General features: G+C 52.3%; 9 protein-coding genes. All 9 read left to right on the forward strand.

The genetic code is table 11. From position 1 onward, the window contains the following. Window positions 1-142 precede the first annotated feature (142 nt). The 9 genes from OCV99_RS08325 (at window position 143) to OCV99_RS08365 (ending at window position 12308) form a co-directional block, all read left to right on the forward strand. Window positions 143-3295, forward strand: coding sequence for a phage tail tape measure protein (locus OCV99_RS08325; protein ID WP_158369671.1), 3153 nt, complete (start codon window positions 143-145; stop codon window positions 3293-3295). Then, window positions 3292-3942, forward strand: coding sequence for a phage tail family protein (locus tag OCV99_RS08330; RefSeq protein WP_158369673.1), 651 nt, complete (start codon window positions 3292-3294; stop codon window positions 3940-3942). Before OCV99_RS08325 ends, OCV99_RS08330 begins: the two co-directional genes overlap by 4 nt. Beyond that, complete coding sequence (locus OCV99_RS08335) at window positions 3939-5396, forward strand: phage tail spike protein (protein WP_158369675.1); 1458 nt, start codon at window positions 3939-3941, stop codon at window positions 5394-5396. Before OCV99_RS08330 ends, OCV99_RS08335 begins: the two co-directional genes overlap by 4 nt. A gap of 18 nt (window positions 5397-5414) precedes the next feature. Continuing rightward, window positions 5415-7223, forward strand: coding sequence for an autotransporter outer membrane beta-barrel domain-containing protein (locus tag OCV99_RS08340; protein ID WP_158369677.1), 1809 nt, complete (start codon window positions 5415-5417; stop codon window positions 7221-7223). 13 nt (window positions 7224-7236) lie between these two features. Beyond that, a complete protein-coding gene (locus OCV99_RS08345; protein ID WP_158369679.1) occupies window positions 7237-7794 on the forward strand; it encodes a hypothetical protein in 558 nt (185 codons plus the stop codon). Window positions 7795-7833: 39 nt separating this feature from the next. Then, complete coding sequence (locus OCV99_RS08350) at window positions 7834-9747, forward strand: DUF859 family phage minor structural protein (RefSeq protein ID WP_158369681.1); 1914 nt, start codon at window positions 7834-7836, stop codon at window positions 9745-9747. Window positions 9748-9843: 96 nt separating this feature from the next. Beyond that, window positions 9844-10251, forward strand: coding sequence for a phage holin family protein (locus OCV99_RS08355; protein ID WP_158369683.1), 408 nt, complete (start codon window positions 9844-9846; stop codon window positions 10249-10251). A gap of 47 nt (window positions 10252-10298) precedes the next feature. Further along, on the forward strand, window positions 10299-11825 hold the full coding sequence (locus tag OCV99_RS08360; RefSeq protein ID WP_158369685.1) for a glucosaminidase domain-containing protein: 1527 nt from the start codon (window positions 10299-10301) through the stop codon (window positions 11823-11825). 87 nt (window positions 11826-11912) lie between these two features. Next, complete coding sequence (locus tag OCV99_RS08365) at window positions 11913-12308, forward strand: DNA gyrase inhibitor YacG (RefSeq protein ID WP_158369687.1); 396 nt, start codon at window positions 11913-11915, stop codon at window positions 12306-12308. Window positions 12309-12467 lie beyond the last annotated feature (159 nt).

The following is a 12467-nucleotide window of genomic DNA, read 5'->3' on the forward strand; positions in this document are numbered from 1 at the left end:
ACCTTTTCGTATGATAATCCAGACGAATGGTTTCATCAAGACAAAAGGTGCTGATTTTTATAAGGTGCTGATAATTCGATAAATTTTAGCTTTGGCGCATCCGGTTCGGGTGCGCCATTTACATGCTTGGAGGTGAGGAACAGTGGCGAGCAGGATCAAAGGCATCACGATTGAGATTGGCGGCGATACCACAGGCTTAGACAAGGCCCTGAAAAGTGTCAATTCTTCTATCACGCATACGCAGAGTGCCCTAAAAGATGTCAATAAGCTGCTGAAGCTGGACCCCGCCAACACAGAACTTCTCACACAGAAACAGAAGTTACTGAAGGATGCGATTTCATCCACAAAGGAAAAGCTGGATGCCTTAAAACAGGCGCAGGCACAGGCAAAGGAGCAGCTGGAGAACGGTGACTTGGGGCAGGACAAATACGATGCCCTCCAGCGTGAGATCATCGAAACTGAGCAGGAATTAAAGCGGCTCCAGCAGGAGGCTGCAACCACCAGTACAGCCCTTGCCAAGATCGACGAGATCGGCGGCAAGATGGAGAACCTGGGAAACTCTATCGCCGGTGTCGGAAAAACGATTATGCCGATCTCCACGGCAGTCGGCGGCCTGGGCATTGCGGCGGTGAAAACGGCTGCGGACTTTGACTCTGCCATGAGCCAGGTGGCAGCGGTATCCGGCGCGACCGGGAACGACCTGCAGTCTCTCCGGGATAAGGCCCGCGAGATGGGTGAGAAAACGAAGTTCTCCGCATCCGAGGCAGCGCAGGCCATGAATTACATGGCCATGGCCGGATGGAAGTCAAAAGACATGATCTCCGGTATTGACGGTATCATGAACCTCGCTGCTGCCAGTGGTGAAGACCTGGCGACCACATCGGACATTGTAACGGATGCCTTGACTGCCTTTGGACTGTCGGCTGCGGATTCCGGGCATTTTGCGGATATTCTGGCGACGGCATCCTCTAATGCCAATACGAATGTCAGCATGATGGGCGAGACGTTCAAATACTGTGCGCCGATTGCAGGAGCACTTGGTTTCTCCGCGGAGGATACGGCGGAAGCCATCGGCCTGATGGCGAATGCGGGTATCAAGTCCTCCCAGGCAGGTACGGCACTTCGTACTATCATGAACAATCTTGCCGGGGAAGTGAAGATCAGCGGGCAGGCCATCGGGGATGTGACGATTGCCACAACAAATGCGGATGGCAGCATGAGAAGCCTGTCGGATATCCTTGCAGACTGCCGGGTTGCGTTTGGAGGATTGACCGAATCTGAGAAGGCGCAGGCGGCAGAATCCCTTGTGGGCAAGAATGCCATGAGCGGTTTCCTTGCTTTGATGAATGCCGCCCCTGCGGATATTGAAAAGTTAAGCGGTGCTATTGATAACTGTGACGGAACTGCGGAAAAGATGGCTGCCACCATGCAGGATAACCTGATGGGGCAGCTTACCATCTTAAAGAGCCAGCTGGAGGAGCTCGCTATTTCCTTTGGTGAGATGCTGATGCCTGCCATCCGTAACATTGTGACGAAAATCCAGGAGTTCGTGGATAAGTTAAACGGCATGGATGAGGGCACCCGTGAGATGGTCTTAAAGATCGGCCTTTTGGTAGCGGCGCTTGGGCCGTTCCTGGTGATCCTCGGAACCACGATAGCCAAGATCGGCACGGCTATGAAAGGGTTTGTACAGCTGGTGAACGGCTTTAACAAACTGAAAGTGGCGGTGCAGGGCGGCACAGGGCTGTTTGGAAAAATGGGAGCTGCCATTGGCGGTATCTCTGCCCCTGTTGTGGCGGTGGTGGCAGTCATCGGGACACTGGTGGCTGCATTTTTGCATCTGTGGAATACCAATGAGGGATTCCGGGAGGCCATCATTGGGACGTGGAATACCATCAAAGAGACCGTCAGTACCTTCTGCCAGGGAATCGTTGACCGGCTGAATGCTTTGGGATTTAGTTTCCAGGACATCACACAGGTGCTCTCGGCAGTGTGGAACGGTTTCTGTTCCCTGCTTGCCCCGGTCTTTGAAGGTGCGTTTCAGGCGATTGCTGCGGTACTCTCTACGGTGCTGAACGTGCTCACTGGCATTCTGGATGTATTTATCGGACTGTTTACCGGAAACTGGTCGCAGATGTGGTCTGGCATCCAGACAATCTTCTCCGGGGTATGGGAGGGAATCAAGGGTGTCCTTTCGGCAGCGGTCGGCATCATCCAGGGCATTGTCGACGTGTTCCTCGGCTGGTTCGGCACGAGCTGGAGTGAGGTCTGGACGAATATCAAGACTTTCTTCGAGGGTATCTGGAACGGCATTGTAGCTTTCTTCTCTGGTATTTGGGAGACCATCACAAATGTGGTGCAGACAGGAATCATGCTGATCGGCTCCATTTTAAGTGCTGCCTTCGACATTATCACGCTGCCTTTCCAGTTTATCTGGGAGAACTGTAAGGAAATCATTATATCTGCCTGGAACGCCATTAAATCGGTGGTATCTTCCGCAATCGGTGCGGTTTCCAGCGTGATCTCGTCCGTAATGTCCGTGATCCAGAATGTCATTTCGGCTATCTGGACGGCGATCAGCACGAAAATTTCAACGGTGCTGAACACGATAAAATCCGTGGTGACTACCGTATTCAATGCCATTAAGTCGGTGGCGTCCAGTGTCTGGAACGGAATCAAATCCGCCATTTCGACCGTGGTGGATGGCATCAAGAGCAAAGTTTCCTCTGTATTTAACTCGGTCAAGAGTACGGTGACTTCCGTATTTAATGGCATCAAGAGTACCACCACTTCCGTCTGGAACGGCATCAAGACTGCCATTATTACTCCGATTGAGGCAGCGAAAAACACCATCAAGGGTATTGTGGATAAGATCACCGGATTCTTCTCCAGCATGAAGATTTCCCTGCCGCACATCAAGCTGCCGCATTTCAGGATTTCCGGCAGCCTGTCTATTGCACCGCCGAGCGTGCCTCACCTGTCTATTGACTGGTACAAAGAGGGCGGTATCATGACACGCCCGACTCTGTTTGGGATGAACGGTACGAACCTGATGGCAGGCGGAGAAGCTGGGGCAGAAGCGATCCTGCCATTGAAAGGTTTCTACAGTCAGCTGGAGAGTATCCTTTCAAACCGGATGGATACCAGCACGATGGAACGCTATCTGTCTGTCATTGCGGCAAACAGCAGCAAGGGCATTTATCTGGAGGACGGAACTTTGGTAGGGCATCTGCTTCCGGCCATTGACAGTAAGCTGGGGCAGATGCAGAAGTTGAACAGGAGGTTGAGTTTATGAGGCCGGATATAAAACTGGATAGCGTGTGGATGTCTGGCCTTGGGTGGCTGCGGGAGAGCATCAGCTTTCCGACGCCCCAGTCACAGACCAATACCATTGTAGTGCCGGGACGGAATTCCCCCATCCGGTACACGGAAGCATTGGGGCGGGTATCCTACCAGCCCAGGAGTTTTGAAATCATACTTTCCATGCTTGGAACCAGGGAGCAGTTTAATCAAAAGGTCAGTGCGGTGGTGAACCCGTTTGCAGGGCATCTGGTGAAAGTGGTTTGCAGTGAGGAACCGGGGCTGTATGCCATCGGCACACTGGAAATGTCCCCGGCTTATGATCCGCTAACGAGGAAGGGGCAGCTTACCGTTTCCTGCTCCGATGGGGATTCCTACCGCTACCATGTGAATGAAACGGTGGTGACAGTTACGGGCGGAGGGAATGTCATTCTGGATAATGATTATATGCCTGTGGTCCCGGTCATCACAGCCACGGCGGAAACGGCACTGGGCTGGCAGATCGGCACAGACACCTTCCAAAAATCTGTCAGCCCCGGTACTTGGGAATTTCCTGAAATGGAATTGCAGGCCGGAAGAAATGTAGTGTCCGTCACTGGAAATGGAACCGTGACCTTCCGGTACCGGGAGGGATGCCTATGAGATTATTCCGTATCTATGTGGACGGGGCATTGTTTTACCATCCGCAGTTATCGAAACTGGCAGTCACGGAGGCGAAGGTGGAAGAGGATGCGGAGAACATTGACAGCCTGACGCTGTCGGCTCCCTATAACCACCCCTATCTAAATGCAATTAAGCCAATGGCTTCTGTGATCGTTTGCAAGAAAGGAAATGAAACGGTCTTTGAGGGGCGGGCGCTGGATGACGGCAGTGATTTTTATAACACCCACACATGGACCTGTGAATCGGCTCTTTCCTATTTAAAAGACAGCCAGCAGTCGCCCTATAACTACAAAGGGAGCTTAAGAGGGCTTTTCGAGTATTTCATAACCGAACACAACAAAACCGTGGAGGAGCAGAAGCAGTTCACGGTGGGGGAAGTAACGGTAGCCGATAACAATGATTATGTGGCTTACAGCTGTTCTGAGTATTCCATGACGATGGATGCCATTAAGGATAAGCTCATGAAAACACACGGAGGGTATCTGCGGCTCCGGTATACAGCCGATGGAAAAGTCTTGGACTACCTGGCGGACTTTACAGAGGCGTCACTTCAAAAAGTGGAGTACGGGAAAAACCTGACCGATGTAAAAATCAACCAGGATCATACGGAACGGGTGACAGCACTCATTCCCCTTGGGGCAAAGGTCAAGACCACGGATGAGGAAGGCAATGAGGTGGAAACGGATGAGCGCGTCACCATTGAAGCTGCCAACGACGGGAAGAATTATGTGTTCGATGAAGATGCGGTCAAGGAGATCGGCTGGATATGGGCAACGGAAGTGTGGGAGGATGTAACGCTTTCTTCCAACCTTCTCAGGAAGGCGAAAGCGAGGATTTCTGAACTGGCGAAGGGCATCACCAGCATGGAGCTGACTATCGTGGATGAATCCGATACCGGGGCAGATATCGCGGATATCCATGCAAGGCAGTATGTGTACTGTTCTTCCCCGCCCCATGGGATCGACGGAAGGTATCTGTGCATCCAGAGGACGCGGGATTATCTGAATCCTTCCGGCAACACCATTACCATCGGGGCAAGCGGTATCCGGCTGACTGCCATCAGTGCGAAGCAGAACCAGAACTTAAGCACACTGGAACAGGATATCCTGGGGCAGACGGAGAAGATCGAGAACATCTTCGGGAAAGTCGAGGATATCACCACAGCGAAAATGTACCGGACAGAACTGGTGGTGGAAGGCACGAGCATCTTCCGGGATAAGGGGCAGATGAGCAGGCTTTCCTGTAGGGTGCTATCCTGGGACAAGGATATCACAGATACCCTTCCCAAATCTTCTTTTAACTGGCACCGGAAGTCCGGCAATGTGGAAACGGATGCCGATTGGGATGGGTTGCATAAAGGAATGAAAAGCGTAACCATATCAACCGAGGACGTGTTCGATAATGCGTCCTTTTATTGTGAAGTCACCATTTAATTTGAAGGAGGAACACAAATGCCTACTATCTTAACATCCAGCCAGCAGACTTTCGTGGACATCACAGATCAGCGGAAACTGTCGGCTTATATCACATCCAATTTACCGAAGACGCAGAGTGAGGACCCGAACACCCTGCCCCACGCCTATGCGCCGAACTGGGAAACATCCCATCTGGTGCTGACCCCGGTGATCTTCTTAGACCAGACCAACGTGGCGCTGGACGCATCCGGGCTGACCATTTCATGGAAACGCAAAGACGGAACGGGGGCAGAGAGCGCCCTGTCATCGGGAGAAACGGTGTCCGGCGGCATCCTGACGGTCAGCCAGAACAAGCTCTCCGCATCTTCCTCCGGGATGATCACTTATATCTGCTATATCAGTTACTATGATTCGGAAACGAAGAATACGGTCAATATTTCTTCTGACATTACCTATACGTTGGTAAAGAATGCGGAGAACGCAAAACTGGCCTATGTGACGGCGGATACCTATGTGTTCAAATACAATACCAGTTCTGCATTGGTAGGGGCAACGCAGGCGACTTTGTCTGCACAGGTCCAGGGGGTAACGGTCAGCAAGTGGCAGTATCTGAACAGTTCCGGTGTGTGGACAGATTATCCGACCACTTCGGACAATACCAGTATTACCGGCGGGACGCTGGTAGTAAAGCCCGCACACGCAGTGTTCTTCAACAACGTGGCGCAGATCAAGCTGGTGACCGATGATGCGGATGTGTTCGACACCATTTCCATCACGAAGATGTATGACGGGGAGCAGGGACAGCCGGGGCAGGCAGGCGCGGGAGGTTTGTCCGTCATCCTTGGAAATGAGGCGCAGAACATTGCCTGCACCACGGGAGGTGCGGTACAGGCTGCCGTGGATGTGACGATTCCCTTTACCGGGTATGTAGGCATTACGCAAACCCCATGTACCTGTACAGTGGGAACCCTGCCCACCGGAGTGACCGTAAAATCCAATACGGCAGCCACGGCGTCTGCTTCAGGTTCCGTAGTGCTTACCTTTGCCGCCAATGCCACCCTGGGCGGGGCATCGGTGCTGACTGGAACCATTGACCTGACCTTTACGATTTCAGGAAAGAGCGTGGTGAAGAAGTTTGCCTGGACGAAATCCAATAAGGGAAGCAACGGGGCCAGTGCGGTGGTGTTCTCTGTTTACGCACCAAACGGGACTATCGTACAAAACCAGTCCGGTTCCCTGGTACTGGCAACATCCGCCTACAGCGGCACAACGGAGATCACCACAGGTGCGACTTACCAGTGGTCGAAATACACAGCCGGAAAATGGACAGATATCAGCGGGGCAACGTCTGATACGCTGACGGTTTCCGGCGCGGATATCGTGAATATCCAGTCTTACCGGTGCACCATGAATTATGGCGGCAAGTCCTATGTGGATGTGATCACGGTGGAGGATAAGTCGGATCCCTATGTATCGGAGATGCTCTCCATCGGCGGCTTTACCGTAAAAAATAACCTGGGCGGTCTGGTTCCCTATGTGATCGTCCGTACCAACCAGAAGGAAGTGGATGCACTGCTCGGCAATATCAGCGAGACAGCCCCTTCCACGCCGGCAAACGGGATGTTCTGGTACAAGATCGACCATACAGCGAAAACAGTCACGCTGATGAAGTATAACGGGACTACGTGGGCAGCGGCAACAGAAAAGCAGAGTCTTACCTACACCTGGTATAAGCAGGATAAGGACGGCAGGGAGGCTGCCTTTGGAAAGACTGGAAAAGTCATTTATTTATCTGCGGAGGACATTGACAGCATCGCCACCCTACAGTGTGATGTGTCTAATTAGGGGGGTGGCGGGCATGGCGCTTTTAACGGTCTGCCAGCATACGTTCCAGAACGTGCAGGCGTATGACGACGCGGTGGAGGGCGTGGAAGCCTTAAAGGTCAACGTGCGGGAGTGCTACTCGGAGATCACAAAGACCTCCGAGCAGATTCAGAGTTCTGTCCGGGAGATGTACCTGTCAAAGTCTGAGCTGGAAAGCATCCAGCAGGACTTCCAGGCGAGCATCACCCAGAACAGCAGCGAGATCCGCATGGATTTTACCGCTATCACCAATGAGATCATCAACAATGTGTCTGCAAACCAGACGCTTCTGGAGGAGTATATCCGGTTTAAAGGGGCGCTGATCGAGCTTGGGAAGGTCGGGAATGCGTTCACGGCGGAGCTTTCCAACGAGGAGCTGGCCTTTAAGGAGAACGGACAGAAGATTGCCTATATTTCCAATCAGAGCCTTGTGATCACCAATGCGGAGATACGGAACAAGCTGTCCCTGGGTAATGAGAGCAGGGGATGGTTTGATTTTATCCCAAGAGCCAACGGGAACCTGTCTATCAAATGGCGTGACCCGGCGGGATAACAGCAGTTTTTATTTTTGTGGGGAAGGAGGAAAAGCAAAATGGCATCCAGCGGCAGCTTTTCCGGTTCCATCCACAGCGGGCATTATGTGCTGCGGGTGGACTGGACGCAGACAAAAAATATATCTGCCAATACCAGCACGGTCACAGCGAAAGCCTATCTGGTCAATGACTGGAGTCTGTCTATTTATGGCCGTTCGGACAATTCCATAACGATCAACGGAACCGCACAGATTTATGAGTCACCAGCAGTCAACGGTACAGGCACGCACCTTCTGGGAACTGTAACACAGACCGTGAACCATAACAGTGACGGCACAAAAAGCCTGACCATGAGCGCGGTGTTCTATATCCGGGCGACGTTAAGCGGGACGTATTATGAGTCGATTACCGCAAGCGCCAATATTACGCTGGATTCCATTGCAAGGGCGTCCAGTGTTTCTACCCCTAATGCAACGATGGGGTCTGCTACGGCCATTGCCATCAGCCGTGCCTCTTCTTCCTTTACCCACACGCTGACCTATACCTTCGGCACGGCTGCCGGGACGATAGCCACAAAGACCACGTCCACATCGGTATCCTGGACACCGCCCCTTTCACTGGCAAGCCAGATACCCAAAGCGGTGACCGGAACCTGCACGGTCACCTGTACGACTTATAACGGCAGTACGAAGATTGGAAGTAAGACGTGTACGCTGACACTGACCGTCCCGGCTTCAATAAAACCTACCATTACCAGTTTGACTGCTGCCAGGGTGGACGGGGCGGTGCCGGGTACCTGGGGGATCTATGTGCAGACGAAGTCCAAAGCAACGCTTACCATTAACGGGGCGGCGGGAAGCTACGGCTCCACGATTTCTTCCTATTCCATTACGGGCGGCGGCTACACCAGTACGGCGTCCAGTTTTACAACGGGGTTCCTGAATACTTCCGGCACGGTTACTTTTACGGCGACGGTGACGGATTCCAGGGGGCGGGTGTCAGCAGCGGCCACGGTGAGCATTTCGGTGGTGGCCTATTCCCCGCCGTCCTTTGCCAGCTACCTCTCACAGCGGTGCTTAAGCAATGGAACTGTTAATGATGACGGGACGTATATCCGGGGACTGGTTTCCTACAGTTATGCGTCATGCAGCAGTAAAAACACCATTACCCGCGCCACCTATTACAAAAAGGCATCGGATACCGCGTGGACGAATGCCAATGCCGCTTTCAGTTCCGGTACGGCGTTTACTTTTGGCGGCGGAAACATCTCCACGGAGACCTCCTATGACATCAAATATACGCTGACAGATGCCTTTACCACCATTGCTATCCAGGACATCGTTTCTACGGCAGCCGTGGTCATGGATTTTAAGAGAGGCGGTAAGGGAGTGGCTGTTGGGAAGGTATCGGAGAAGGATAATACCTTCGAGGTTGCGGAGGATTGGGATGTCCGGGTGTATGGGAAACTTTTAAAAGATTATATCCAGTCCTTCATTAAGACGCTGTATCCGGTGGGCAGTATCTATATGAGCGTCAATGCCACTAACCCGTCCGCTTACTTTGGCGGAACATGGGTAGCCTGGGGCGCAGGGCGGGTACCTGTGGGTATCAATACCGCAGACGGGAATTTCAATACAGTGGAAAAGACCGGTGGTGCGGCAACGGTTACACTGACAACTGCACAGATGCCTGCACATACCCATACGTTTACCGGAAGTTCCGCTACTACAAGCAGCAAAGGGGCGCATACCCACAATGTCGGTCGTGACGGGGATGGTGCATCAGGCTCAAGCACGTATACTGTCCACAGCGCGGGAGTGTCCGGCGCAGGGGGAACATCCCCAACAAACAGCGCGGGCGCGCATACCCATACACTTACCGCGAAAGGCACGAATGCCAATACGGGAGGCGGTGGGGCGCATTCAAACCTTCAGCCGTATATCGTCTGCTATATGTGGAAACGGACGGCTTAATATAAAAAAATAAAACGAATGTGGAAAACAGGCAGTTCATCCTTCGGGACGGCTGCCTTTTTCAATACAAAAATCAAAGAAAGAGAGGAACGGAGCATGAAAAATTTTATTGAAGCGGCACAGTACGCATTCGCGGCACTTGGAGGGGCGGTGGGCGCTGTCATGGGAGGTTTTGACGGATTCCTGTACGCCCTGATTGTGTTCGTGGTGGTGGACTACCTGACGGGCGTCATGGCTGCGGTTCTGAATAAGAAGCTGTCCAGCGAGGTGGGTTTCCACGGGATTTTTAAGAAAGTGGTTATCTTCGCACTGGTGGCGGTGGGGCATATCGTGGATGCCTATGTCATTCAAAACGGGAGCGTCATCCGTACGGCGGTGATTTTCTTTTATTTATCCAATGAAGGGATCAGCATCCTGGAGAACGCATCGGTCCTTGGGCTACCTGTGCCGCAGAAGTTAAAGGATGTATTGGAACAGTTGAAAGATGGGAAAGAGGGAGAGTAAGCATCGGGTTTCCGGTGCTTTTTCCTTTGGAAAGAGAGGACAGGATTATGAAATTAGTACAGAGTATTTTGACTAAAAACCCCTGTTATACGGCAGGGAGAAAGATCACGGTCAAGGGGCTGATGCTCCATTCCGTAGGATGCCCGCAGCCCAAGGCATCGGTGTTTATCAATTCGTGGAACAGCCCGTCTTATAACAATGCCTGTGTGCATGGTTTTATTGACGGCAACGACGGCACGGTGTATCAGACGCTTCCATGGAATCATCGTGGCTGGCACTGTGGTTCCGGCAGTAAGGGAAGCGGAAACAATACCCATATCGGAGTGGAAATGTGCGAACCGGCGTGCATCAAGTACACATCGGGCAGTAACTTTACCTGCTCGGATAAAGCAACGGCAAAGGCTGTGGCAAAGAGAACGTATGAGGCGGCGGTGGAACTGTTTGCTATGCTTTGTAAGCAGTACAACTTAAACCCGACCGCTGATGGCGTCATCATCAGCCACAGGGAGGGGCACAGCCGGGGCATTGCTTCTAACCACGGAGACCCGGAGCATCTGTGGAATGGACTCGGCATGGGCTACACCATGGATGGATTCCGCAAAGCAGTAAAGGCGAAGATGAATGGCTCTGGCAGTTCTGGCAGCAGCACTGGAACTTCCGGCCTGCAGGCGTCTGCCCTTAAAAATCTCTCTGAGGCAGATGTGATCGCCAAGGTGGGGCCGCTGTTTACCGCAGACCAGAAGACAAGCGGTATTCTGGCATCGGTATCCCTGGCACAGTTTATTCTGGAGAGCGGATACGGGAAGAGTGAACTGGCACAGAACGCCAACAACTGCTTTGGCATGAAGAAGTCCCTGTCCGGGAATACCTGGAGTGGTTCCACCTGGGACGGCACTTCCATCTACACCAAGAAAACACAGGAATACGAGAATGGTGCATATATGACGGTAACGGCAGATTTCCGCAAATATCCGTCCGTGGAGAAATCCATTGCAGACCATTCCGCGTATCTTTTGGGAGCGAAGAATGGTGCGAAACTGCGTTATGATGGCTTGAAAGGCTGCACGGACTATAAGAAAGCGGTGCAGATCATCAAGGATGGCGGATATGCAACTTCCCCGACCTATGTGGAGAACCTCTGCTCCATCATTGAGAAGTGGAAGCTGACACAGTATGACGTGGCAAATGCCGGAACTGCGGAAGTCTGGTACCGTGTGCGTAAAACCTGGGCAGACGCAGCATCCCAGAAAGGCGCATTCCACAGCCTTGCCAATGCGAAGAAGTGTGCAGATGAGAATGCGGGGTATTCCGTGTTCGATGAATCCGGCAGGAATATCTATACCGGAAAACAGGCTGCCTTTCAGCCGTATCTGGTGAAGGTGTCAGCCTCTGACCTGCGTATTCGCAAAGGCCCCGGCATCGATAAGGCCAAGACCGGGAAGTACACGGGAAAGGGTATCTTTACGATTGTAGAGGAAGCGGACGGCCCCGGCGCATCCAAGTGGGGGCTTTTGAAAGCGTACCAGAAGAACCGTGATGGCTGGATTTCGCTGGACCATGCACAGAAGGTATAAGTAAAAAGTAATAAAAACGGTGCCCACTGAGGAAGATTTCCTTAGCGGGCATCATTTTTACATGGGCTTTTGTAGTGGAGGGATATGATGAAGAACCAGGATATTATAAAACTGAATGATCTGAGACAGCAGGGCAAGGGCGCGGCGGAAATCGCGGAAACGCTAAACTTGCCATTGAACACAGTAAAATCTTATCTGCGCCGGCACCCGGAAGCAGACACCTCCCGTGTCTGCCCGCAGTGTGGGAAACCAGTGGTGCAGAAGGAAGGGCGGAAGGAGAAGAAGTTCTGTTCGGATAAATGCCGTAACCAATGGTGGAACAGCCACCAGTCGGAGATCAAAAAAGAGGCATATTACACGCTGGTGTGCCAGTTTTGCGGAAAGGAGTTTGAGAGCTATGGGAATCAGAGAAGGAAGTTCTGCAGCAGGAAATGTTACGGAAACCACAGAAAAAAACTCGCAGGAAAAGTATTCAGCGGATAACCTGATGGTCTACCGGGTGTCCCTTTCCCTGATTGACAGCCTGTATTCGGGCGGGCATCTTACGGCAGCAGACCGGAGGAAAGCATACACAATCATTGCCAGACGCCACGGCTTATCTTTGGATAGTATTTTCGCGGAAACCGCTTGATATATCTCCGC

The organism is Dorea acetigenes, assembly GCF_025567385.1.
Taxonomy (GTDB): Bacteria; Bacillota; Clostridia; order Lachnospirales; family Lachnospiraceae; genus Claveliimonas; species Claveliimonas acetigenes.

Excerpts from the sequence above, each read along its gene's own strand:
- OCV99_RS08330 (WP_158369673.1), top strand. The coding sequence starts at position 3,292 with ATGAGGCCGGATATAAAACTGGATAGCGTGTGGATGTCTGGCCTTGGG.
- OCV99_RS08335 (WP_158369675.1), top strand. The coding sequence starts at position 3,939 with ATGAGATTATTCCGTATCTATGTGGACGGGGCATTGTTTTACCATCCG.
- OCV99_RS08340 (WP_158369677.1), top strand. The coding sequence starts at position 5,415 with ATGCCTACTATCTTAACATCCAGCCAGCAGACTTTCGTGGACATCACA.
- OCV99_RS08345 (WP_158369679.1), top strand. The coding sequence starts at position 7,237 with ATGGCGCTTTTAACGGTCTGCCAGCATACGTTCCAGAACGTGCAGGCG.
- OCV99_RS08350 (WP_158369681.1), top strand. The coding sequence starts at position 7,834 with ATGGCATCCAGCGGCAGCTTTTCCGGTTCCATCCACAGCGGGCATTAT.
- OCV99_RS08355 (WP_158369683.1), top strand. The coding sequence starts at position 9,844 with ATGAAAAATTTTATTGAAGCGGCACAGTACGCATTCGCGGCACTTGGA.
- OCV99_RS08360 (WP_158369685.1), top strand. The coding sequence starts at position 10,299 with ATGAAATTAGTACAGAGTATTTTGACTAAAAACCCCTGTTATACGGCA.
- OCV99_RS08365 (WP_158369687.1), top strand. The coding sequence starts at position 11,913 with ATGAAGAACCAGGATATTATAAAACTGAATGATCTGAGACAGCAGGGC.